This window comes from Nitrosomonas oligotropha (assembly GCF_900106555.1).
In the GTDB taxonomy this organism is placed as follows: domain Bacteria; phylum Pseudomonadota; class Gammaproteobacteria; order Burkholderiales; family Nitrosomonadaceae; genus Nitrosomonas; species Nitrosomonas oligotropha_A.
This window is the reverse complement of record NZ_FNOE01000016.1, coordinates 1-22489: the sequence shown is the minus strand read 5'-3', so window position 1 is coordinate 22489 and position 22489 is coordinate 1. Positions and strand designations below refer to the sequence as shown.

Sequence of the window (22489 nt, the reverse complement as noted above, 5' to 3'; positions counted from 1 at the left end):
TGCTTAATGACGAATAAATTAAGCTCCCGATGGAACTAAACTAATTTATTCTTTATGATGATCATTTTCATATTTGTCTTATCGCTTCATTTTAATTTTATGAATTGATATTGAATTTTCTGATTTCTGAACTCCTTATCAATAGCAATATCGTGGAGTCGATGTCAATTGGACGTAGGAATAAACGCATTTTGAAGCATAACAAAAGTTTCTGGTCGGATCCGGAAGTGGCAAGTCTTGAGCGGGTACGTATCAGCACCAATCAGGATATGGCAGGGCGCATGCGGTGGGGGGGAATGTTTTATGTGCTATGTTGCAGTGCCATTATATTGACATCACCTGTACTTGCCGCACAGCCATATAGCGTCGTTTTCGTGATGATTTTTCTGGCTTTAGCCATACTGCGTTTAATCATTTATAAACAGGTAACCGGTTTACATTTAAGCAGTCAGTCCCGTATTGAATGGTCAATTTCAGCGATTTATATTGCTACCTCGTTTACTTGGGGTGTTTTCCTAAGTTGGATTTTTCTATCGATTAATGCTATCGATAACGGAGCGATCCTGGCGGTTATTTCTACGGTGGGTTTTATTGCCGGGGGTATCGCAGCGACTTCACCGCGCATCCGCGTCATGCTTGTTTTTGCACTGCTGGTTTATGCACCGAGCTTGATCAGTCTCGTGTTATATATTCCCGATGATAGCAGCTGGGTAATGCTGATCATCGGACTGGCTTATTTTATTTTTTCCGTGCACAACGGTAAGTTGCAGCATGAAAATTACTGGATTGCACGGCAGCAGACGGTTCAATTGGAGAAACAAGCAGTGGATTTGGAGCAAGCGCGACTGCAAGCGGAGAATGCCAACAGAGCGAAATCGGCTTTTCTAGCCGCGATGAGTCACGAGATTCGCACACCGATGAATGGTGTGTTAGGTATGACGGAGATACTCGCAACGACCCAGCTAAACCCGGAGCAAGTCAATCATTTGAATGTAATCCGTAATTCCGGCCGGACTCTGTTGCGGATTATTGATGATATTCTTGATTTTGCAAAAATAGAGGCGCACAAACTGAGTATCGTGAATCGTTCGTTTGATTTGCCGGAGTTGATTAATGAAGTTCATGCATTATTTCACACCAAAGCAAAAGAAACCTCGTTAAATTTCACAGTCAGTTTCGAGTGCAGTCCATCCCATCATTTGATTGGCGATCCGGACCGGATCAAGCAAATTTTATTTAATTTGCTTGGCAATGCATTCAAGTTTACTCAGCAAGGCGAAGTTAAGCTATTGATAAGTTGCACCGAGATTGCGGATCGCAGCGGTATTGAGCTGGAACTAACGGTAACGGATACTGGGATTGGTATTTCCACCGAGCATCAGGCATGTTTGTTCCAGGAGTTTTCGCAAGTTGGCGAAGCTACGCAGCATATTCGCGGCACCGGGCTCGGTCTTGCCATCACCCGCAGCTTGTTATCGCTGATGGGCGGCTCCATTACGGTATCCAGTCAAGTTGGTGTGGGTTCCAGATTCTGCGCACGCCTGCCGTTGCGGTATGAAATTGCCGGTGCCGCAATAACGAAACCAAGTCAATTGCCGCAAATGCAGTCCAAAACGGTGACTGAAAATCGTCCCTGTATTTTGGTGGTTGAAGATAACGATGTTAATCAGTTAGTCAGTAAAGCAATGCTGGAGCGTCTAAATTGTGAAGTGACGCTGGTCAATAATGGTTTGGAAGCAATTGATGCTTTTTCTTCCCGGCGCTTTGATTTGATTTTGATGGACTGTAATATGCCCGTTATGGATGGATTTGAAGCGACGCGGCAAATACGCGCGCTTGAACAGAAAAAAAATTTATCGCCAGTGCCCATCGTGGCCTTGACAGCCCATGCGCTGGATCACATCAAACAAGAATGTTTTGCCGCCGGGATGGATGGGCATCTCAGTAAGCCGTTTGACGTTGCGCAACTGGACAAAATATTGCAGCAGTTTTCCTCCATTCAGTTATCTCAGCAGCAGGATGGTAAAAATTCTGCCTGATTCCACCAGATTCCAGAGTGGCAATGCGATAATACGCAGTATTTATACTTACAGAGCATATCGTTCGCTTGATATCGCACACACTAATTCTATATACCCAAAATGATGATCTGGAAACCCAATGTGACGGTCGCAGCCGTTGTTGAACACGATGGTAAATACTTGCTGGTTGAGGAAGAACCTGAAGCCGGCGCCGGTTTATTTTTAAATCAACCGGCAGGGCATTTGGATCCGGGGGAATCCATTGTTCAAGGCGCCATACGGGAAACGCTGGAGGAAACCGCGTATACCTTTGTTCCCGAATATCTGGTGGGCATTTATCAGTGGCACTCGCACCGCGTCGATACCACGTATATCCGTTTCGCATTTGGCGGTCATGTGACGCATCACGATCCCGAACGTGCGCTGGATACGGGCATTTTGCAAGCCTCTTGGTATAGTCTGGATGAAGTGAATCAAATGATCCAGCAGCATCGCAGCCCGCTGGTGATGCAGTGTATTCGTGACCATTTGGCGGGCAAACGCTATCCGTTGGAGCTGCTGACACACTATGAGTAAAAAGCACCGTGTTGTCATTGGCATGTCCGGCGGTGTTGACTCGTCTGTGGCGGCCTACTTGCTGAAACAGCAGGGCTACGATGTCGTCGGTTTGTTCATGAAAAACTGGGAGGACGATGATACCGATGAATATTGTTCTGCCCGTCAGGATTTTCTCGATGCAGTATCGGTTGCGGATGTCATAGATATTCCGATTGAAGTAGTCAATTTTTCTGCTGAATACAAAGACCGGGTTTTTTCCCATTTTCTGGCCGAGTATCAAGCAGGACGGACGCCCAATCCCGATGTGCTGTGTAACGCCGAAATCAAATTCAAGGCTTTTCTGGATTATGCGCATAAACTGGGGGCAGATTATATTGCGACAGGCCACTATGCGCAGGTACGTGAGGTTAATGGCGTATTTCAGTTATTGAAAGGCGAAGACGGGACTAAAGATCAAAGTTATTTTTTGTATCGCCTCAATCAAACACAACTGGCCAATACCTTATTTCCGATCGGGCATCTGTATAAGCGTGAGGTACGCAAGATCGCCAAAGAATTGAATTTACCCAATTTTTCCAAAAAAGACAGTACCGGTATTTGCTTCATCGGCGAACGCCCTTTCCGGGAATTTCTCAATCGCTATCTTCCGCATGAACCGGGAGAGATCCAAACGCCGGATGGAAAGGTAATCGGTCATCATGTGGGGCTGATGTATTACACCATCGGGCAACGGCAGGGACTGGGAATCGGAGGGACACGTGACGGCGGCGATGAGCCGTGGTTTGTATCCGCCAAAGACATGACACGCAATGTCCTAGTTGCAGTCCAAGGGCATGATCATCCGGATTTGCTGCGTCCATCACTAAAAGCCACCGACCTGACCTGGATTAGCGGCAAGCAGCCGCACTGTAATTGGGTTTATGCTGCCAAAACACGCTACCGTCAGGTTGATGCTCCCTGTGCCATCACGGAATTGTCTCAAAATCATTGTCAGATCGATTTCGCGCAACAGCAATGGGCCATTACACCGGGGCAGTCGGTCGTGATTTATGAAAGTAGAGTATGTCTCGGCGGTGGAGTCATTACGGAATAAATACTGGGAACGCCGCGATGCCTTAATCGATTCACATAATTGGTTATTGCAGAAAATAGAAAATGAAGATGGAATCTTTATATAAAATCTATTTTTATTCTATTTATTATAATGTGTTAGAAAATATTCCTGTAACTTGACCTTGAAATTCCTAATCAAAGCCCCTATTATTAGCACTCATAGTTAATGAGTGCTAATACCATCTCACTTGCGTATCAGCAATCTGACTTATTAGAGATTTATACATGAAATACTTTGTATTTCATAAATTTTGGCTTTTTAATTTTTACAGGAGAAAACAGTATGAAAATTCGCCCTTTGCATGATCGTGTGATTGTCAAGCGATTGGAAGATGAACGCAAAACCGCTTCAGGTATTGTTATTCCGGACAGTGCTGCGGAAAAACCAGATCAAGGTGAGATTCTCGCCATAGGAAAAGGAAAAGTCGGCGATGATGGAAAAGTGCGTCCATTGGAAGTTAAAGTGGGCGATAAAGTATTGTTTGGAAAATACGCCGGACAGTCTGTCAAAGTTCAAGGTGAAGAACTTTTGGTCATGCGCGAAGAAGATATTATGGGTGTAATTGAAGGCTAATTGTGCCGGTTCAATTATTCACTAAAGACAATATGTTGTTGAGAGATTAGGAGAAAAGTTATGTCAGCAAAAGAAGTGAAGTTTGGTGATTCAGCACGTCATAGAATGGTAGCCGGTGTCAATATTTTAGCTGATGCGGTTAAAGTAACATTGGGTCCGAAAGGCCGGAATGTAGTGTTGGATCGCTCTTATGGCGCGCCAACAATTACCAAGGACGGTGTTTCAGTTGCCAAAGAAATCGAATTAAAAGACAAATTCGAAAATATGGGCGCACAGATGTTGAAGGAAGTGGCCAGTAAAACATCGGATGTAGCAGGTGATGGAACCACTACTGCAACCGTGCTAGCACAAGCGATTGTCAAAGAAGGCATGAAATATGTAGCCGCCGGCATGAACCCAATGGACCTTAAACGGGGCATTGATAAAGCTGTGACTGCAGCTGTCGGAGAATTGAAAAAACTGTCAAAACCTTGTGCGACAGCGAAAGAAATCGCGCAAGTGGGCAGTATTTCTGCGAACTCCGATACCGAAATCGGCAAAATCATCGCCGATGCAATGGACAAAGTCGGTAAAGAAGGTGTGATCACGGTAGAAGATGGCTCCGGATTGCAAAATGAGCTTGAAGTCGTGGAAGGTATGCAATTTGATCGCGGTTATTTATCGCCTTATTTTGTCAGCAGTGCGGAAAAACAAATTGCATTGCTCGATAATCCATTTGTTTTACTGCACGACAAAAAAATCTCCAACATTCGCGATTTATTGCCGGTATTGGAGCAAGTCGCAAAAGCAGGTAAGCCTTTGTTAATTATTGCTGAAGATGTCGATGGTGAAGCGCTGGCTACACTCGTGGTCAACAACATTCGCGGCATTCTGAAAACCTGCGCGGTCAAAGCGCCTGGTTTCGGTGATCGCCGTAAAGCCATGCTGGAAGATATCGCCATCTTGACCGGCGGTACCGTGATTGCGGAAGAAGTGGGTCTGACGCTTGAAAAAGCAACGCTCAATGACTTAGGACAAGCAAAACGTATCGAAGTCGGCAAAGAAAATACCACCATCATTGATGGCGCGGGTGATGCCAAAGCTATTGAAGCACGTGTGAAACAGATTCGTACGCAAATTGAAGAAGCAACTAGCGATTACGATAAAGAAAAATTGCAAGAGCGTGTCGCTAAATTGGCGGGCGGTGTTGCATTGATCAAGGTCGGCGCCGCAACCGAAGTTGAAATGAAAGAGAAAAAAGCGCGCGTTGAAGATGCATTGCATGCAACACGTGCAGCGGTTGAGGAAGGTGTAATACCGGGCGGTGGCGTAGCGCTGCTGCGTACGATCCCGATTGTCAAGAAAACTAAAGGCGACAATCATGACCAGGACGCCGGTATTAAGATTGTATTGCGTGCTCTTGAAGAACCATTGCGCCAGATTGTCACTAACTGCGGTGATGAGCCATCAGTTGTAGTCAATAAAGTCGCGGAAGGCCAAGGTAATTTTGGATACAATGCTGCAACCAGTGAGTATGGTGACTTAGTTGCAATGGGTGTTCTGGATCCTACCAAGGTAACCCGTTCTGCATTACAAAATGCAGCTTCTGTCGCCAGTCTGATGCTGACCACCGACGCTATGGTCGCTGAATTGCCGAAGGAGGAAGCACCAGCCGGTGGTGGTATGGGTGGCATGGGCGGTATGGGCGGTATGGGTGGCATGGATATGTAACCGTTGCTATTCCAGCGCAACCTAGAGTTTTGATACTTAAACAGACTCCAATATTTTTTGGAGTCTGTTTTTTTATGCAAATGGAATTTCGATTGGAGGAATAGAGATACTTATCAGGCGTTATATTTTTATCAGAAAATATATTGTCGTGATAAATTCTACGGTATGGATAAAATAGAAAACTACTCACCGTCTGCAAATTTATTGCTTAATCGCGTTATTCTGGTGACAGGCGCGGGACAGGGGTTGGGGCGTGCGGCAGCTTTGGCGTATGCAAATCATGGCGCTACCGTGATTTTGCATGGGCGTAAAGTTAAAAAGCTGGAAGCAGTTTATGATGAGATTGAAGCACTTGGTAAAGCGCAAGCGCTTATTTATCCGCTTGATCTCGAAAAAGCCGAGGACAAAGATTTTGCCACACTGGCGCAAGCGATTGTGGAGCAACTCGGCCGGTTGGATGGAATTTTGCACAACGCGGCTTTGCTACCCGGTTTAAGTCCATTGGAACATCAATCAGTTGCGCAGTTTCGTTCGTTGCTACAGGTAAATCTGATTGCGCGTTTTGCTGTCACGAAAGCGTGCTTGCCATTATTGAAAGCTTCACCGGATGCGAGTGTGATCATGACGACCAATTCGCACGGGCTGAATCCTTCAGCATATTGGGGTGGTTTTGCCGTAGCCAACGCAGGGATTCACGCTTTGATGAAGATACAGGCCGATGAATGGGAGACATTGCCTAATTTACGCATGAATTCTATCGTGCCCGGAATTGTGAATTCACCTCAACGGATTATGACGCATCCTGGCGAAGTCAAACAAACGATGCGCCGCCCGGAAGATTTAATGGCAACCTATCTGTATTTGATGGGGTCGGATAGCAAAGGTATTAGCGGGCAAACTATCGCTTGCTAATTAATACAGTAATTGAATGATCTGGCTGCGATCAGCGGGATTAAAAGGTATAATCGTTACAATAAATTGACTTGCGAAAGTGGCGGAATTGGTAGACGCACCAGATTTAGGTTCTGACGCCGAAAGGTGTGGGGGTTCGAGTCCCCCCTTTCGCACCAAATTATCTTTAGCAGCAATCTTTTTATCCGGTTGTCCGGTATATCAAGAAATAACCGGATGTTATTGCAATATATTAAAAAATATTTAATCAGTCGGGAACTTGAATGGGATCAAATGTAGAAAACCTCGGTGCACTAGAACGTCGTTTTGATATCACAATTTCTCTGGAGAAATTACAGAGTGAAATTGATAACCGCTTGCAGCGGCTGGCGAGAACAGCCAAATTGCATGGTTTTCGCCCTGGAAAAGTCCCATTGAAAATAATTACTCAAATGTATGGCGTGCAGGTTCAGCAAGATGTATTGAACGATGCGGTCCATAAAGAGTTCAAAGACACTGTTCAGCAGCAGAACTTGCAAGTGGCCGGTTATCCGCGCTTTGAAGCAAAAGCGACTGATGGTAACGACGCACTTTATACCGTAAGCGCAACATTTGAAGTGTACCCCGAGATCGTATTAGGTGATTTAAGTAATCAAAGTATTGAGCAACCCACTGTGAAAGTTGGTGAAACGGATATTGATAAGACGCTTGATATGATTTGTAAGCAGCGTGTGACATATCAACCGGTCAATCGTCCTGCAAAAAAAGGTGATCGGGTTAAGATAGATTATCACGGCACCATCGATGGAAATGATTTTGCAGGCGGTAAGTCTAACGATGTGTACTTGATTCTGGGCGATGGAAAATTTCTAAAGGATTTTGAAGCCGCACTGATTGATATGCAAGTCGGCAGCAGTAAATCATTTGATGTAGTTTTTCCTGAAGACTATCATGGTAAAGAAATTGCTGGAAAAACCGTTACTTTTGAAGTTACATTGAATGAATTAGCGGAACCAGTATTGCCGGCTGTCGATACCGAATTTGCCAAATCGTTAGGTATCCCCGATGGAGATCTCCAAAAGCTGCGCGAGGGAATACAAAAAGATCTCGAACGTGAAGTTTCTAAGCGAGCCAGGTCAAAACTGAAAGAACAAATTATGCAGGCGTTATTGAGCACAACGCAAATCGATGCACCAAGTATTTTGATTAATCAAGAAAAAGAAAGATTATTGCAAAACGCAAAAAGCGACTTGGAAGCACGTGGTATGAAAGCTAAGGAAATATCGCTGTCATCAGATCTTTTTAAAGAAAAAGCGGAATATCGCGTAAAACTAGGATTGATTCTAGCTGAACTTGTAAAAGTGCATGCACTGAAAGCGACTCCCGAACAGGTTCGCAGAATTATAGAAGATGCAGCACAAAGTTATGAAAATCCAGAACAAGTTGTTAAATGGCATTATGCTTCTTCAGAACGATTGCAAGAAGCTGAATCATTAGCTTTGGAAGAAAATGTAGTAGATTGGGCGCTCGGAAAAATAAAATTAATCAACAAAACTGTAACTTTCGACGAGCTGATGGGGATATCCTGAAATGAAGCAAATTTTTGATAACATGCATGATCTGGAACCAAAGAACCTGGGATTGATTCCCATGGTGATAGAAACCAGCGGACGTGGTGAGCGTGCTTATGATATTTACTCGCGCTTATTAAAGGAAAGGGTCGTATTCCTGGTGGGTCCTGTCACCGAAGCCAGTGCAAATCTGGTAGTTGCACAATTTTTGTTTCTTGAATCTGAAAACTCAGAGAAAGATATTCATTTTTATATTAACTCTCCGGGCGGAATGGTATCCGCCGGTTTGGCCATTTATGACACAATGCAATATATAAAGCCGGATGTCAGTACTTTATGCATTGGTCAAGCAGCAAGTATGGGAGCACTACTTTTAACCGCTGGCGCGAAAGGTAAGCGTTATTGTTTACCGAACTCACGCGTCATGATTCATCAACCGCTTGGAGGTTTTCAGGGGCAGGCTTCGGATATCGAGATACATGCACGTGAGATATTATATCTTAAAGCTCGGTTAAATGAGATCATGGCAAAACACACCGGACGCCCGGTCTCCGATGTCGAAAAAGATACAGATCGTGATAATTTTATGAGTGCTACAGAATCTGTGAATTATGGATTGGTAGATGCAGTATTGGCACAAAGAGATGTAAGCGCAAGTTAAAGAATGCTTGTGCAAAATTTATTTAAACACGGTTACTAAACTCGATTACGGTGGGATAAAAATATGCCAGATAAAGCTAGTAGCGAGAAACTTCTTTATTGTTCTTTTTGTGGCAAGAGTCAGCATGAAGTAAGAAAACTGATTGCAGGCCCTTCGGTCTTTATTTGCGATGAATGTATTGATTTATGCAATGACATCATTCGCGAAGAAATGCAAGGTGATGAGGCAACCAAGTTAGTCAAATCGAACTTGCCGGTGCCTCGTGAGATCTGTCAGATACTGGATCAATATGTAATCGGACAGGAGTCCGCGAAGAAAATTCTTTCAGTGGCAGTTTATAATCACTATAAGCGATTGAGAAATGTAACAAAATCAGATGAAACTGATGATATTGAACTATCAAAAAGCAACATTCTGCTTGTCGGTCCGACAGGTTCAGGTAAAACATTACTGGCACAAACCTTAGCACGGCTCTTGGATGTCCCTTTCATTATGGCGGATGCTACAGCTTTGACCGAAGCAGGTTATGTAGGTGAAGATGTAGAAAATATTATCCAGAAATTACTGCAAAAATGTAATTATGATGCCGAAAAAGCGCAGCGTGGCATCGTTTACATTGATGAAATCGATAAAATTTCACGTAAATCAGATAATCCGTCAATTACGCGTGATGTCTCTGGTGAAGGCGTGCAACAGGCGCTATTGAAATTAATTGAAGGCACCATTGCGATGGTTCCTCCTCAAGGTGGACGGAAGCATCCTAATCAAGAATTTATTCAAGTCGATACGACTAATATTCTATTCATTTGTGGTGGCGCATTTGACGGCCTCGATAAAGTGATCAGGGCACGTACCGAAAAAGGTGGAATTGGTTTTGGCGTTGATGTAAAAAGCCATTCACGCAAAGATATGAATAAGGTACTGCAACAAGTAGAGCCTGAAGATTTAGTGAAATTTGGTTTGATTCCAGAGTTTGTTGGGCGCTTACCAGTCGTTGCCACACTGGAAGAACTCAACGAAGCGGCATTAATTCAAATTTTAACAGAACCGAAAAATGCACTCGTTAAACAATATTGGAAAATGTTCAATATGGAAGGGGGCGTTGACTTGGAGTTCCGGGAGCCAGCACTTAAAGCTATCGCTAAGAGAGCCTTGACACGTAAAACAGGTGCGCGTGGCTTGCGGTCAATTCTCGAAGAAATATTACTGGATATTATGTACGATCTTCCGTCGCTCGAGAATGTAACAAAAGTAGTCATTGACTATAACTCGACCAATGATGATATCAAGCCAATTTTAATCTACTCGGATCAACCGAAAGTTGCTAAGCGTTCCAAGTAATTGAGAAGACTTGATTGGTAGTGCTATCTGTAGAAAACTATACATATCATTATATGAAGTATTTACAGATAGCTAGCATGTGCTGGTATTTTTGATATCCATCTTGTAATTCTGGTTTGTGCACATATTTTATTAATCAGTTATGAATTTATTAAATGAGTGGATATGACTTCTTTGATTGAAGATTCTGAACAATTGATACTACCGTTACTGCCTTTGCGAGACGTAGTTGTTTTTCCGCACATGGTTATTCCATTATTTGTCGGTAGACAGAAATCCATCAAAGCGCTGGAACTGGCTATGGAGTCAAATAAGAATATTCTGCTGGTTGCCCAAAAAGTAGCGTCAAAGGATGACCCCGCTCCTGAAGATCTTTACGATGTATGCAGTATTGCTAGCTTGTTACAAATGCTGAAATTACCTGACGGCACCGTCAAGGTTCTAGTAGAAGGTAATCATCGGGCTCGTATTCAGGAGTTAGTTGATTCTGAAACTCATTATTCTGGCAAAGCAGTGCAAGTTCAATCCGATACTACGGAAAATCCAGAAGTAGAAGCGATGCGCCGCGCCATTTTGACTCAATTTGATCAATATGTAAAACTCAATAAAAAAATCCCACCGGAGATCATTACCTCGTTAGGAGGCATTGACGATGCCGGCCGCCTTGCTGATACGATTGCTGCCTACTTGCCGTTAAAACTTGAGCAGAAACAGGAAGTGCTTGAAATTTTTGAGGTTTCTAAACGCCTGGAGCACTTATTAGGGCTACTAGAAACTGAATTAGATATTTTACAAGTTGAAAAACGTATTCGCGGTAGAGTAAAACGCCAGATGGAAAAAAGTCAGCGTGACTACTATCTCAATGAGCAAGTAAAAGCTATTCAAAAAGAATTGGGTGAGGGTGAAGATGGTGCAGATATCGATGAAATTGAGAAAAAAATCAAGTCTGCTCAAATGCCGAAAGAAGTGCTTGCCAAAGCTGAATCGGAACTAAAAAAACTACGCTTGATGTCCCCAATGTCTGCAGAAGCGACAGTAGTACGTAATTATATTGATGCACTGGTAACTTTACCTTGGAAAAAGAAAAGTAAAATCAACCAGGATCTCAAAGCAGCAGAAGCAAGACTGGAAAAAGATCATTATGGTTTGGAAAAAGTAAAAGAACGTATCGTTGAATATCTTGCGGTTCAGCAACGTGTCAGTAAATTGAAAGCACCGATTCTTTGCTTGGTTGGCCCTCCTGGTGTTGGTAAAACTTCATTAGGGCAATCAATCGCGCATGCCACAAACCGAAAATTTGTACGCATGTCATTAGGCGGTGTGCGCGATGAAGCTGAGATTCGGGGTCACAGAAAAACCTATATTGGATCTATGCCGGGTAAGATCTTGCACAATATGAGCAAGGTAGGTGTCAAGAATCCATTATTCCTGCTTGATGAAGTCGATAAGATGGGTATGGATTTCCGTGGAGATCCAGCGTCTGCTCTACTAGAGGTACTTGATCCTGAACAAAATAGTACGTTTGTCGATCACTATATCGAAGTGGAGTACGACTTGTCGGATGTAATGTTTGTAGCCACTGCAAATACACTAAATATTCCGCCAGCGCTGCTTGATCGCATGGAGGTCATTCAGTTATCGGGGTATACAGAAGACGAGAAGCTAAATATATCGACACGCTATTTATTAACAAAACAAATGCAGAATAATGGTCTTGAGGAAAATGAACTGACTGTTTCCGAATCTGCGTTACGGGATATTGCGCGTTACTACACGAGAGAAGCGGGCGTGCGAGCAATGGAACGGGAAATTTCAAAAATTTGCCGGAAAGCTGTGAAAGCAATGTTGCTCAAAAAAGGTAAAAACAAAATTACCGTTACTTCTCGTAATCTTGACAAATACTTAGGCGTAAGACGCTTTACTTATGGCGTAGCAGAAGAAAAAAATCAAGTTGGGCAGGTAACTGGCTTGGCATGGACCGAAGTTGGCGGTGAATTACTCACTATTGAAGCAGTGGTTCTGGCAGGAAAAGGAAAAACTATTACAACCGGGCAACTTGGTGAAGTAATGCAAGAATCCATTCAGGCAGCACTTTCGGTGGTTCGAAGCCGTTCCCAGCTGCTAGGAATTACGGAAGATTTTTACCAAAAGAATGATATTCACATCCATCTTCCTGAGGGAGCAACACCCAAGGATGGCCCGAGTGCTGGGATTGGCATATGTGTCGCAATGGTATCAGTTCTTACAAATATTGCTGTTAAAGCTGATGTCGCCATGACCGGAGAAATTACCCTCAGAGGTGAGGTGCTACCCATCGGCGGTTTGAAAGAAAAATTATTGGCGGCACATCGCGGGGGTATTAAATCTGTCATTATTCCGGAAAAGAATGTGAAGGATTTGACCGAAATTCCAGCTAACATAATAAGTCAACTGACCATTCATCCCGTTAAATGGATTGATCAAGTGCTTGATATCGCGCTGGAGCATAAACCAGAGCTATTTCCTGCACCAATTGCACAGCCCGTTTTACAGTCAAATACCGAAGAGAACATCACAGAATCTGTTATTAAACACTGAGTTACAAGATTTTCTCACTATTTTATCCTTTTATATCAGGAAGCTTAGAGCTTAAATTAATCGAAACTCTGCAAGCAGTGGGATATGATCGGATAAATGGTGCCACGGTTTCCCTTTAAGGTAGTTGCAGCTGACAATATTCAAATCACGATAATAAATTCGATCCATGGATAACACGGGCAACCAAGAAGGGAATGTTCGCGCATAAGCACCATGAGTGATTTTAAATGCTTCTTGTACACCTAAACCGTGATGCAAGTAATGCTCGGCACGGCCGCGCCAGTCATTAAAGTCACCGGCAATAATCAGCGGCTCGTTTGCTGAAATATGTGAATTAATACGTTTTACCAGTGTTGAGAGTTGACGCTCTCTCTCTTGTTCAAATAATCCCAAGTGCACACAGATGACATGAATTCTTTGATCATTTCCGGGAATTCGAATAATCCCGTGTAACAAACTCCGGCTGGCTGACTTAAATAACGAAACATTAATATTTTCCCATTCAACAAAGGGATATTTACTCAAAATCGCATTGCCGTGATGACCTGACTTATAAATAGCATTTTTACCATAAGCATAATGATGCCAGACTTGATCAGCCAGAAATTCAAATTGCTGGTTATTGGGCCAGTCAGCAAATCGATTATTCGATATAGCACGTTCACCATGGATTTCCTGCAGAAAAACTATATCTGCGTTGATATGGCGTAATGAATACTTGATTTCATGCAAAATGAAACGCAAATTGGTAGCGCTGAATCCTTTGTGAATATTATAAGTGATAATCTTCAGTGAGTTATTAACCATGAATCATGCAATCGCCTGTGTCGATCAAAAGCGAAATTGACATTGTACTTTCGAAATACTTGAAGCGAGAATTTAAAGCTTACCAATTATGCAGTGCCTGATTGATTAAATTGTTTCTTCATTTTACATGTCAAAAGCTCTGATAGTGATACAAAATCATTCTGCAAAAAATATCATTCTATTGCCAATAATTTGTATTTTTGTAAATTGAGAATTTAAATTCTCTGCTTTAACAGTCTGTTGTGGTGTCAATGTCAATATGGAACTGATAACCGCTGCTGCAGTAATACTCGCTACCTTCTGAAAACAGCTTTCCAAAATCTTCCTTTTTCCCTCGTCTTTTTCTGTTACTAGATTGCTTGCAGCAATTACTTCAAGTCGATCGGCTCCAATATAATCCGCAAGAATAATGCAAGCCTCTACTGGTAAACCTCTTTTCCCAGCTTTTATAGATCTTATATTACTGCTTGATATATTTAGCAATTTTGCTAATTCTAATTGCATTCCGGCTTTCTTTTCTGCTTCTTCTATGTAGTTTTTCATTTTCATAGCCTATCTCCTATTGACAGCATCATATTTGATGCTCTAACATAGCTTCATATTTGATGCTGTATGTCGATTCGCCAATCATATAGTTCAAGTTTCCTTAAGTCAAACGGGGGTATTAATGAATTCATATCACTTGGCAATACTACAGGCCACCGATAACGGCAAATTCCCTGAATTAGGCGACTGCTGGCGCAACTACCACCCCGAAGCGATCCTTTCAGATAGTGATCATCTGGAAATGACTGAGCGTGAAGCGTTTCCTTTCCCGTCTTATTTGACGTCGATTTATTTTTAACCGAAGCAAACGAGCAACTGTAGCAAGGGTTCAGTGTTGAGCGATGAGGTCACGAAGAGCGAAACACTGAACCTATATCTTTAATTTTCAATGGAGTAATAAAAAATGAAAGTACACGTACTGGGACTAAAAGACGTAGCAGGAACATCAGAAAAAACCGGTAGTGATTTTGATATGGGAACACTATTCGCAATGGTTCCCATTGAAAACTTCAGCAATAAAAAAGTGACCGTCAAAGGCTACGGCTTTGAACCAGGTGAAATGCCTTTCGATCCAAAATGCCTTGAGCAATTCGCCAACTTCAAATATCCCTGCACCATCGATCTGATTCTTGAACCAACCCTCTATCGCGGCAAAATTTCACAAATTGTTACCGGCACAACTTCGGTTCCTCCGGTCAAGTCAGTTTCCAACGGCTAGTAACACTACGCCGTTCATTCCCATTTTGGGAATTTTTAGCAATCTGTGATCAATTTTATAGTTGTCTTTGCGAGTATGGAAAATGAAATCTTTATCGATTGGATCACCATTTCTCAACTACATACAAACGCGGAACCGTTCCCAATCTACACAGGCGGAATCAACGTTGACTATGACCCAGAGGGGAATGCTCGTTTTGAAAGAGTTCGCGCCGCGCGGTTTCCTGGAAGCTACGAAACAGGGCTTGCTATCAAGTCCGACGGTCGTCATATATCACTCAGTGGAAACGTGGGCCGGTTTTGTCGCAAAGACAACCTTTTCAACTCAGGATGGACATGGACGCTTGAAAAATGTAATCGAGTTCTGCTATCTCGAAGCCTACCAGCTTTCCATGCCGGAAAAACTGGGCATGCAATTGGCCAAAGCGACACACCAGGCGCGCGAGTATCGCGTATCGACCTTACCGCTAACTTTGCAACGGGTTCGGAATCTCAAGCCAGAGCCCTCATTCGATGGCTTGCAAGCCGATCTGTTTCCCGCATGAAAAAAGGCCGGGCAGGGGATGAGTCAGTCTGGTGGTCAAACACCCGTCACATGCTCAAAGCCTACATTAAACACATAGAAATGTTGAAACACGGCTGCACCGAAGATGATCCGGCCTATCAATGGTGCAAAGAACAAGGAGTCGTCAGAGTGGAAATTGAATTGAAACGTAGGTTGCTAAACGATCTTGACATGGTTGATATCAAAAATATCACCGATGAAAAGCTCGTCAAAGTCTTTCACGAACAAACGGAAATTTTCAACGCAGTTGATCGAACCGATGAACCCGACATTTTAGACGCGATTCCGCCACGTAGCAGGATACATGCAGCCGCCTGGATGGCTGGCCAGGATTTGCGGCAGCTTTTACCGAACGGCACCTTTTATCGTCATGCAAAAGTTTTACGTGATTACGGCATCGATATCACCGAACCCCGCAACGTCGAATCCTTTCCCGTGAAAGTCCGGATCGTAGAAATGAAACCATTGCAAATGCCTGACTGGTACAGCCTGGAAGATCAACACGAATCACATTTAAAAGCAGTAGGGGAGTGATTTCAGCCTATACGCGCTCAATCCGGCGCGTATGGGGTGCAATCCCGCACCGATTAATCAAAGGAGCTTTAACCATGTTTCAAACAATCAAAAACCTGTATCGTAAATCTGTAGATGCCGTGACGGCTATCGGTCGCAATATCAAATCTTTCTTTTCGCCAGCAATCGAAGGCGAATACATAGGGAAGGGCGACATTATGCGCCGCTCCTTCAATCCGCGCGGCTCACTGGCCTATGCATTGACGTTCTGCTTTTTAATGCTTCCAGCTATCAGCTTTGCCGCCGTCCCTGCTGACGTAACCACCGCCATCACCACGGCTGCAACTGACGTTGCCACCGTAGGCGCTGCCGTCATCATTGTGATGGTCGGCATCAAAGTCTGGAAGTGGATACAAAGAGCCCTCTAACATGGCCTACCTGTATCAAGGAAAATGTCTTGATACCGTGCAGCGGTTGCATGAAAGTGTTGCCGCTGCATGTCCGCCCGTATCAGGCAATTATTCCCTGCAGTGCACACCGTCAGCCGCGCAAGTCGATATCGTAGCAACTGACATATTTTCAGCGGCTACCTATGCCAGCGTGCTGATTCCTTCTCAAATTCCCTGTGATGTCTCTTTGCTGGATCAAACCGCCTTTTATTGGCAACTGGCCGGAATCCTGGCGGTCGGCTTTGGCATCCGGGCAATCATCAAGGCGTTTCAATAATGGATCTCTGGATATACGACTTAGGCTACATGCTGGCCTTCTTGGGGGCTTTATGGCTCATCTTCACCGCTTAATTGCTTTTCTCTGCTTTCTGTATCCTTCGCTGTGCTTCTCACAGGCTGCACCTGTCGGCGCCGTCGACCTGGCCGGATGGATTAAAGGCGCTGATGGTATTTACTCCAAAGCATTTACCAATGCTGATGGTACTTCCTCAAGATTGTCCCTTACCAGCGCACCCAAAGGCATAACGACAACATCTACCGCATTGGTGCAAACATCCAAGGGCATTACAGCAATGGACATTGTTAAAACCGCCAATGTGAATACCGCTCGTTTGGGTTCGGCCATGGTTGGTCTAGCAAAGAAAGCCGGTCCAGTCGGTTTGACTTTAACCGCTGCTAGTCTGGTTTGCGAACTTACGACTATATGCAATCAAGCAGGTGCTTGGTTCACAACTCCAGTTGAAACATTACCGAATCCTGATACTGATTTATGGTTTTGTTCTCATTCATCATCGATGCAGGGCACTATTAACCAGTGTAAAGCCAATTATTACGCCTGTAACTCTCCTAACCGTCTATGTGATGGCGATGCCGTGGTAGAAGGCGGCTATGGCTATAAATTCAAGATGTCGCAAAAATCAGATGGTTTCGTCAATGGTTATGCTGACATGTACCGCAACACTAAATGGGAACCTGCTCCTACAGGTGATCCTGTTCCGGTTACCTCTACCGATTGGGACAATGCAGCACCAAAGCTTAACGACGACCGCGTTACGCCTCATTTAATCGAAGCCGATGAGCCGTTGCCAACTGACTCAGTACCAACGCTCACGCCGGATCAGAAAAAGCAACTCGGCCTTGATTCCGTTCCAACCAAAGACAGCAGCGGCAATATCACAGGCCGTCAAGACACGACAACGGAGATTGAAGCGGTAGACGCTGGAACTACTGATAATCCTGGCCGCGTCATCATCAAAGAAACAAAAACAACCATAAACTACGACAACAGCAATACGCAAATCAGCACCACCACTGCCACCAGTTACACCAACCAGCCGGACACGAAACAACCGTCCGGTTTTACTATCTCGTTCGATACCGTCCCGGAAGCCACACTTCCCACTTACAACGTGCCGAATACATTCGGTTCTACCAGCTGGGGCTCCGGATCATGTCCGCCTAATATCGATGTGCCTATATCTAAGATGACCTTGCACATACCCACGCAACCGGTATGCGATACGGCGCTCATGATTCAGCCTTTTGTCCTTTTACTCTCTACTTTAATCGGCATTTACATCATTGCGGGGGTACGCGGCGGCAACGCCACGTAAAAAACCATGTTTAACATCTTAATTCCGCTAGGCGCATTTCTATCTGCCGGTGTCGGTTATCTTGCTGTTCGCGCGCTCATGGGTTTAGGAATTGGTCTGATCTCCTATGGCGCTGTTGGCGTTGTTCTTGCCCAGCTTTTTACGATGGCCCAAGGCTACTATAACAACGTACCAACCTTTGCGCTTCAAATCATCGGCCTGGCTGGATTCGGTCAGGCAATCGGCATCATCGCCGGTGCCATTACCTTCCGTCTGACCTTTCTCTTGCTGCCTAAGCTGGGAGTCATACCGAAATGACCATCACGCTATTAACCGCAACACCCGGCTGCGGCAAAACCAATCATGCGGTGTGGTCGATCATCAAACCCGCGGTGGAATCCGGCCGGGTGGTATACGTGAACCGCATTCCGGATTTGAAACTACCGCACATCAAACTATCGGACAAGCAGCTGAATCGCTGGCACGAGCGTACATACCTGGACCCGGAAGAACCAGAAGGTAAATCCACATTAAACACCATACTGGAAGGATCTCTCATTGTGGTCGATGAAGCCATGTATCCCTGGCCGGCCCTCGATCTCAGAGACCCTCCGGAGCATATCAAATACCTGAGCCAGCACCGTAAGCACGGGCTGGATTTCCTGGTTATCACACAATCACCAAAATTCGTGCATCCGCACGTCCTGGAAAACGCCGATCGGCATATTCACCTGCGCTATGAATGGTCAGGCTCGAAAAGCTATGAATGGTCGGAATACTGCCAAAGTCCGAAGGTCAAAACCAACCTGAACAACGCAGTCAAAAAACCGTACCGGCTCGTCAAGGAAGCGTTTCCGCTGTATTACTCAGCGAGTCTGCACATAGAAAAACCGAAGCGCGCGATTCCGAAAATGATCTATGCCGCGATCTTCCTGGTATTCGCAGTGCCAGCAATGGCCATGTTTACCTATGGCCGCATCAACGAACGGCTGGAAAATCCGGTTGGCTCGAACTTGGCCAAGCAGGAAGAACTAAAAACCGAACAAACTGCGAAGCAGGGGAGCGATACACCGCCACCGGCCATCATACCGATAGCGCAACCTGCCACCGACAACGCACCGGTCAAACAATCGCTTTCCATGCTATCCGAATCCATCGACTGGGGACAAGTCGCCGCCTGTATTTCCAGCAAAGCAAACTGCATCTGCTACGGCCACAGTGCGCAACGTTTGAATATTGTTCCGGATACCTGTAACGCAGCCATCAATTATGGCTGGATTTCACCTAAGAAAATGTGAAGGAGATTAAAAAATGGAACTATCGCAGAAAAGATTCAACGAACTTATGACATTACGATCAGATTATAACTTGGCCTTACAACTTGGCGGCATGTCTCTGGAAGAAACCGAAAGAACACAGCTTCTACTTGATGACATTAATGCTGAACTTGAAGAATATGGCCTCAAAACATCTGAAAATTAATAGTGCCATGAAAAAACCTGACGAATTACTAGAAATCGCACAAACCGCGATTTTCAATTATTCCGGGGATATCGATGTACTGAACTCAGCACTGGGAATGCTGTTCACCGGTCACTATTACGGCTGGCGCTTCCTGTACATCGTGCATTCAAAGCGCACTGTCCGGAAGTATGAAAAAGTGCTCAATATCAAGGTGACTGAATACTTTGAACCGACCGGCCAACTTTCGCACCGATCAGCCGGACTGGTTGAGGCAAACAAGCATTCAAACTTCTGGAAGTGTGTCAGCGGCGATATTCAGATACAAAACAGAAAACTAATCACGGATGACCCGCAATCAGCGTAAAAGCAGACGTTCCCCTTTGCCGAACAATACCCCCGCAACTTTAAACCGCTGAGAGTCCAAGGGTCGCGCCGCCGACCGGCGCGAAGGGTATGACCCGCAAGGGGCATGCTGCCCGATCCCTGGCATGGATTAACTTGCTCCTGATTTTCTTATGTTCTGTCACCACAATTACGCGTGTGTTGCAGTCATAAGTATGTTAATTATTTCGTCTCGCGATTTAGTCCAATCTAGCGTAGTGAGTTGCTTTTGCCACCAATTAATCAAAATTATTAGGCAAAACAGTGTCCGATCTGCTTCATATGCTCCGAGCGGAACTCTGCTATTGTGCGATGCTGCATTTCTCCATTTCAGCAATTCGTTGAGCGCGTCGTGGACTTTCTTAGGAAAAACTGTTGGCCTGTTAACCGGCTTCGATAATTCATCGATTCGTTTGTTAAAGTATTGTCTGTCGCTTATGATAATCTGAACTAATTCCCGTAACACTGGTGCAAGAGCGGTGGAATCAGGTGTTGTTTGCAGATTTTTGATGAGTTCGTATGCACAATCAACGTCCTTGAGCGCGATTTTTGGGAGCGGAATACAATTTTCAATCCGATGACTAAGTCGCTCAAAAATTTGTCCGAGCGTATGATTGCCAGGTAATGGCTCGCGCAGTAACGTTGTATAGACGCGTTGAATGTAGCCTTCGGCAATTAAACCTAATGAACTGATGCAGTGCTGGAAATCCTCTTCTTCGTAATAAGCTAATGCTGGAATTAAATCGTGAGAAATTTTACTATCGCGAATGAGGTTTTGTAGAACGCAAGATGCAAGCGTAAAATATGGTTTAAATAGAGCTTCATCGGGTGCAAAAATTCGCTGCAAAGTATCATTCTTTATTACGCCTAGTGTCCTATAAAAATTTCGTAGATTGGATAATTCTGAATATCCCATAGCGACTATGCTGAGTAAATTTCTATTTATTGGGCCTTCTAATAAAATCAGTGCGCCTTCCTTTGTCTGCGATAGTGTTGTTGTATCCCAATAAGGATTGAAATTATCTAAATAAATATGTTGGGAAAAGGCAGTGTATGCGTTCGTGAATGTTGTTCGCAGATTCTCAAGATCGATATTTGAGATCCACTTGAGGTTATTATCAGCATTTTTATCAATCACGCTGTGCTCGGAGTTCCAAGCAGCCTTAAATAGCGCGTTTATCGCGCTGACGCGATGGGTTACTTCAAGAAGTTCATTTCGCTTTTCATCAGAGAGAAATTTACCTGTTAAATATAAGCTGGGCAGATTCTTTCCGTCCAATCCTAAATCTTCTAGTGTTTTCAGCTTGTTGAGGAGATATTCAGAGATAGGAGATATGCTATTCCACTCAGCTTTAAGTTCCCAATAACCATTTTCGTAAGGTTCGAGCAGATAATTAATGAATGGCTCTGCAAGAGCTCCATCGATTGAAGAAGCAAAATTCCTCTTCCTAGAGCTAGTACCAACTTCCCGTTCGGCTTGGACTTCTGCAGTCTTAATAATATGCAGTAACAAATCATCGGAAATCATTTTTGTCCTTTTTAAATTATTTTTATTTGTTCGAATAATAGAGGGATATTGAATTCCTTTAATGCTATCACTAAGCAGTTTTGCTATAAACCATTTCGATCTACAGGTTTATATTTTGTTTTGATAGCCGCTAAACTTCCTATTCATCACAACGAGAGATTGTATGACTGATTTTTCCAAACTTCAGAATCTTTATTGGTTCATTCGGTATCACCGCAAGAAGAATATCAAACGTCGGTACTATCGCTATGTTGCAGCCGAAAAAAAACGCCTGCTTGAAGCAGGCGTTGATCCGGAAGAACTGCGTTTACTTTGTAGAACGCTTGCTAAGCAACATTGCGAACATGCAGAAAGAAGTTTAAAAACTTATCGATTAAAAGTGACACAAGATCGGATTTCCTCCTGTAATTGCGACGGCGGCAATTGCTTATAATTTGTATTATGTTAAATAATAATCGTAGGAACAAACTTAGAAGAAAATCCGATAAGTTTGCAGAGTTCTTGGATAGAGTTCTCAATGGGTGGAAAAATATTAGCTTTGATCAATTAACTACGCTTTCTAAATAGCAATTTCCCTTGAATATCCTCAAATCCGACAAGCAATAACAACTTCTGAATACGTTGCTTGTCGTGTCTCTTTTATCTGAATAGAAATCATTTGAGTTTTGCAATGATTGAATCTTTGCGCTTAGGCTGAAAAAATGAACGATCTATTATTTGGTGTGAGTATAGAAGAAATCGAAAGAATCACCGGAGAGAATCAGAAAGTTATCAAGAAATGGAAAAAAGGCACTAAGCAGATACCGGAGCCAGCACGAGCTATGATCTTTTCTGGTGTATGACAGTAGAGGAGAAAGCGGTGTAACCTGTTGGTAAAGATCTGGGCAGATCAACCAATAAAAAGGAAAAC

The 22489-nt window shown here is 43.9% G+C and carries 25 protein-coding genes and 1 tRNA gene; 23 read left to right on the top strand and 3 right to left on the bottom strand.

Annotated features, from left to right (window positions below; translation table 11 throughout):
* Nucleotides 1–191: 191 nt before the first annotated feature.
* The 11 genes from BLU57_RS09720 to lon all read left to right on the top strand — a co-directional run bounded on the left by BLU57_RS09720 (nt 192) and on the right by lon (nt 13017).
* Nucleotides 192–2039, top strand: coding sequence for an ATP-binding protein (locus BLU57_RS09720; protein ID WP_176776411.1), 1848 nt, complete (start codon nt 192–194; stop codon nt 2037–2039).
* 105 nt (nt 2040–2144) lie between these two features.
* On the top strand, nt 2145–2597 hold the full coding sequence (locus tag BLU57_RS09715) for an NUDIX hydrolase (RefSeq protein ID WP_090320038.1): 453 nt from the start codon (nt 2145–2147) through the stop codon (nt 2595–2597).
* Nucleotides 2590–3672 (top strand): tRNA 2-thiouridine(34) synthase MnmA, encoded by a 1083-nt coding sequence (gene mnmA, locus BLU57_RS09710; protein WP_090319888.1) that lies wholly within the window; start codon nt 2590–2592, stop codon nt 3670–3672. The genes BLU57_RS09715 and mnmA overlap by 8 nt, the downstream gene beginning before the upstream one ends.
* A gap of 303 nt (nt 3673–3975) precedes the next feature.
* Nucleotides 3976–4266, top strand: a complete 291-nt coding sequence (gene groES, locus BLU57_RS09705) for a co-chaperone GroES (protein WP_090319884.1) — start codon at nt 3976–3978, stop codon at nt 4264–4266.
* 60 nt (nt 4267–4326) lie between these two features.
* Entirely contained in the window at nt 4327–5976 is a 1650-nt protein-coding gene (gene groL / locus BLU57_RS09700) for a chaperonin GroEL (RefSeq protein WP_090319881.1), read from the top strand.
* Between the two features lie 165 nt (nt 5977–6141).
* Complete coding sequence (locus BLU57_RS09695; protein WP_090319878.1) at nt 6142–6888, top strand: YciK family oxidoreductase; 747 nt, start codon at nt 6142–6144, stop codon at nt 6886–6888.
* A gap of 73 nt (nt 6889–6961) precedes the next feature.
* Nucleotides 6962–7046, top strand: a tRNA-Leu gene (locus BLU57_RS09690).
* Nucleotides 7047–7151: 105 nt separating this feature from the next.
* Nucleotides 7152–8456, top strand: coding sequence for a trigger factor (gene tig / locus BLU57_RS09685; RefSeq protein WP_090319875.1), 1305 nt, complete (start codon nt 7152–7154; stop codon nt 8454–8456).
* Nucleotide 8457: 1 nt separating this feature from the next.
* Nucleotides 8458–9099 carry an ATP-dependent Clp endopeptidase proteolytic subunit ClpP gene (clpP, locus tag BLU57_RS09680; protein ID WP_090319873.1) on the top strand — a complete coding sequence of 214 codons (642 nt, stop codon included), beginning with the start codon at nt 8458–8460 and terminating at the stop codon, nt 9097–9099.
* A gap of 63 nt (nt 9100–9162) precedes the next feature.
* Entirely contained in the window at nt 9163–10440 is a 1278-nt protein-coding gene (clpX, locus tag BLU57_RS09675) for an ATP-dependent protease ATP-binding subunit ClpX (RefSeq protein ID WP_090319870.1), read from the top strand.
* A gap of 165 nt (nt 10441–10605) precedes the next feature.
* Nucleotides 10606–13017, top strand: a complete 2412-nt coding sequence (lon, locus tag BLU57_RS09670; protein ID WP_090319867.1) for an endopeptidase La — start codon at nt 10606–10608, stop codon at nt 13015–13017.
* Nucleotides 13018–13068: 51 nt separating this feature from the next.
* Here lon and BLU57_RS09665 read toward each other — a convergent pair whose 3' ends face one another.
* Both BLU57_RS09665 and BLU57_RS09660 read right to left on the bottom strand, forming a co-directional pair.
* Nucleotides 13069–13824, bottom strand: coding sequence for an endonuclease/exonuclease/phosphatase family protein (locus tag BLU57_RS09665; RefSeq protein ID WP_090319864.1), 756 nt, complete (start codon nt 13822–13824; stop codon nt 13069–13071).
* 156 nt (nt 13825–13980) lie between these two features.
* Nucleotides 13981–14373 (bottom strand): helix-turn-helix domain-containing protein, encoded by a 393-nt coding sequence (locus tag BLU57_RS09660; RefSeq protein ID WP_090319861.1) that lies wholly within the window; start codon nt 14371–14373, stop codon nt 13981–13983.
* Nucleotides 14374–14491: 118 nt separating this feature from the next.
* Here BLU57_RS09660 and BLU57_RS16085 point away from each other — a divergent pair, with 118 nt between their 5' ends.
* From BLU57_RS16085 to BLU57_RS09615, 10 genes are all read left to right on the top strand, one after another.
* Entirely contained in the window at nt 14492–14668 is a 177-nt protein-coding gene (locus BLU57_RS16085; protein ID WP_176776410.1) for a hypothetical protein, read from the top strand.
* 105 nt (nt 14669–14773) lie between these two features.
* Nucleotides 14774–15088, top strand: coding sequence for a hypothetical protein (locus BLU57_RS09655; RefSeq protein WP_090319858.1), 315 nt, complete (start codon nt 14774–14776; stop codon nt 15086–15088).
* A 75-nt stretch (nt 15089–15163) separates the two neighbouring features.
* Nucleotides 15164–16186: a phage/plasmid replication domain-containing protein gene (locus BLU57_RS16580; protein WP_143026959.1), complete on the top strand. Its 1023-nt coding sequence runs from the start codon at nt 15164–15166 to the stop codon at nt 16184–16186.
* 74 nt (nt 16187–16260) lie between these two features.
* On the top strand, nt 16261–16593 hold the full coding sequence (locus BLU57_RS16575; RefSeq protein WP_256206218.1) for a phage coat protein: 333 nt from the start codon (nt 16261–16263) through the stop codon (nt 16591–16593).
* A 1-nt stretch (nt 16594) separates the two neighbouring features.
* Entirely contained in the window at nt 16595–16891 is a 297-nt protein-coding gene (locus BLU57_RS09635) for a hypothetical protein (RefSeq protein ID WP_090319849.1), read from the top strand.
* Nucleotides 16892–16943: 52 nt separating this feature from the next.
* Nucleotides 16944–18227, top strand: a complete 1284-nt coding sequence (locus BLU57_RS09630; protein ID WP_090319846.1) for a virulence factor TspB C-terminal domain-related protein — start codon at nt 16944–16946, stop codon at nt 18225–18227.
* 6 nt (nt 18228–18233) lie between these two features.
* Nucleotides 18234–18524: a DUF2523 domain-containing protein gene (locus BLU57_RS09625; RefSeq protein ID WP_090319843.1), complete on the top strand. Its 291-nt coding sequence runs from the start codon at nt 18234–18236 to the stop codon at nt 18522–18524.
* Nucleotides 18521–19504 carry a zonular occludens toxin domain-containing protein gene (locus BLU57_RS09620; RefSeq protein ID WP_090319838.1) on the top strand — a complete coding sequence of 328 codons (984 nt, stop codon included), beginning with the start codon at nt 18521–18523 and terminating at the stop codon, nt 19502–19504. Before BLU57_RS09625 ends, BLU57_RS09620 begins: the two co-directional genes overlap by 4 nt.
* Nucleotides 19505–19517: 13 nt before the next feature.
* Nucleotides 19518–19688 (top strand): hypothetical protein, encoded by a 171-nt coding sequence (locus BLU57_RS16070; RefSeq protein ID WP_176776409.1) that lies wholly within the window; start codon nt 19518–19520, stop codon nt 19686–19688.
* Between the two features lie 7 nt (nt 19689–19695).
* Nucleotides 19696–20034 (top strand): hypothetical protein, encoded by a 339-nt coding sequence (locus BLU57_RS09615; protein WP_090319835.1) that lies wholly within the window; start codon nt 19696–19698, stop codon nt 20032–20034.
* A 168-nt stretch (nt 20035–20202) separates the two neighbouring features.
* Here the strand turns inward: BLU57_RS09615 and BLU57_RS09610 are convergent, their stop codons facing one another.
* Nucleotides 20203–21579 (bottom strand): hypothetical protein, encoded by a 1377-nt coding sequence (locus BLU57_RS09610; protein ID WP_090319832.1) that lies wholly within the window; start codon nt 21577–21579, stop codon nt 20203–20205.
* Nucleotides 21580–21742: 163 nt separating this feature from the next.
* Between BLU57_RS09610 and BLU57_RS09605 the strand changes: the two genes are divergently transcribed.
* Together BLU57_RS09605 and BLU57_RS16065 are read left to right on the top strand one after the other, a co-directional pair.
* Nucleotides 21743–22012, top strand: coding sequence for a hypothetical protein (locus BLU57_RS09605; protein WP_090319830.1), 270 nt, complete (start codon nt 21743–21745; stop codon nt 22010–22012).
* Nucleotides 22013–22280: 268 nt separating this feature from the next.
* Nucleotides 22281–22421 carry a hypothetical protein gene (locus BLU57_RS16065; RefSeq protein WP_176776408.1) on the top strand — a complete coding sequence of 47 codons (141 nt, stop codon included), beginning with the start codon at nt 22281–22283 and terminating at the stop codon, nt 22419–22421.
* Nucleotides 22422–22489 lie beyond the last annotated feature (68 nt).

What these genes read in the sequence shown, in the direction of transcription:
- BLU57_RS09635 (WP_090319849.1), top strand. Translation starts at nt 16,595, where the DNA reads ATGGCCTACCTGTATCAAGGAAAATGTCTTGATACCGTGCAGCGGTTG.
- BLU57_RS09610 (WP_090319832.1), bottom strand. Translation starts at nt 21,579, where the DNA reads ATGATTTCCGATGATTTGTTACTGCATATTATTAAGACTGCAGAAGTC.
- mnmA (WP_090319888.1), top strand. Translation starts at nt 2,590, where the DNA reads ATGAGTAAAAAGCACCGTGTTGTCATTGGCATGTCCGGCGGTGTTGAC.
- groES (WP_090319884.1), top strand. Translation starts at nt 3,976, where the DNA reads ATGAAAATTCGCCCTTTGCATGATCGTGTGATTGTCAAGCGATTGGAA.
- BLU57_RS16065 (WP_176776408.1), top strand. Translation starts at nt 22,281, where the DNA reads ATGAACGATCTATTATTTGGTGTGAGTATAGAAGAAATCGAAAGAATC.
- BLU57_RS16070 (WP_176776409.1), top strand. Translation starts at nt 19,518, where the DNA reads ATGGAACTATCGCAGAAAAGATTCAACGAACTTATGACATTACGATCA.
- BLU57_RS09630 (WP_090319846.1), top strand. Translation starts at nt 16,944, where the DNA reads ATGGCTCATCTTCACCGCTTAATTGCTTTTCTCTGCTTTCTGTATCCT.
- BLU57_RS09715 (WP_090320038.1), top strand. Translation starts at nt 2,145, where the DNA reads ATGATCTGGAAACCCAATGTGACGGTCGCAGCCGTTGTTGAACACGAT.
- BLU57_RS16575 (WP_256206218.1), top strand. Translation starts at nt 16,261, where the DNA reads ATGTTTCAAACAATCAAAAACCTGTATCGTAAATCTGTAGATGCCGTG.
- clpX (WP_090319870.1), top strand. Translation starts at nt 9,163, where the DNA reads ATGCCAGATAAAGCTAGTAGCGAGAAACTTCTTTATTGTTCTTTTTGT.
- BLU57_RS09655 (WP_090319858.1), top strand. Translation starts at nt 14,774, where the DNA reads ATGAAAGTACACGTACTGGGACTAAAAGACGTAGCAGGAACATCAGAA.
- BLU57_RS09625 (WP_090319843.1), top strand. Translation starts at nt 18,234, where the DNA reads ATGTTTAACATCTTAATTCCGCTAGGCGCATTTCTATCTGCCGGTGTC.
- lon (WP_090319867.1), top strand. Translation starts at nt 10,606, where the DNA reads ATGACTTCTTTGATTGAAGATTCTGAACAATTGATACTACCGTTACTG.
- clpP (WP_090319873.1), top strand. Translation starts at nt 8,458, where the DNA reads ATGAAGCAAATTTTTGATAACATGCATGATCTGGAACCAAAGAACCTG.
- BLU57_RS09620 (WP_090319838.1), top strand. Translation starts at nt 18,521, where the DNA reads ATGACCATCACGCTATTAACCGCAACACCCGGCTGCGGCAAAACCAAT.
- tig (WP_090319875.1), top strand. Translation starts at nt 7,152, where the DNA reads ATGGGATCAAATGTAGAAAACCTCGGTGCACTAGAACGTCGTTTTGAT.
- BLU57_RS09615 (WP_090319835.1), top strand. Translation starts at nt 19,696, where the DNA reads ATGAAAAAACCTGACGAATTACTAGAAATCGCACAAACCGCGATTTTC.
- BLU57_RS09660 (WP_090319861.1), bottom strand. Translation starts at nt 14,373, where the DNA reads ATGAAAATGAAAAACTACATAGAAGAAGCAGAAAAGAAAGCCGGAATG.
- BLU57_RS16085 (WP_176776410.1), top strand. Translation starts at nt 14,492, where the DNA reads ATGAATTCATATCACTTGGCAATACTACAGGCCACCGATAACGGCAAA.
- BLU57_RS09605 (WP_090319830.1), top strand. Translation starts at nt 21,743, where the DNA reads ATGACTGATTTTTCCAAACTTCAGAATCTTTATTGGTTCATTCGGTAT.
- BLU57_RS16580 (WP_143026959.1), top strand. Translation starts at nt 15,164, where the DNA reads ATGGAAAATGAAATCTTTATCGATTGGATCACCATTTCTCAACTACAT.
- BLU57_RS09665 (WP_090319864.1), bottom strand. Translation starts at nt 13,824, where the DNA reads ATGGTTAATAACTCACTGAAGATTATCACTTATAATATTCACAAAGGA.
- groL (WP_090319881.1), top strand. Translation starts at nt 4,327, where the DNA reads ATGTCAGCAAAAGAAGTGAAGTTTGGTGATTCAGCACGTCATAGAATG.
- BLU57_RS09695 (WP_090319878.1), top strand. Translation starts at nt 6,142, where the DNA reads ATGGATAAAATAGAAAACTACTCACCGTCTGCAAATTTATTGCTTAAT.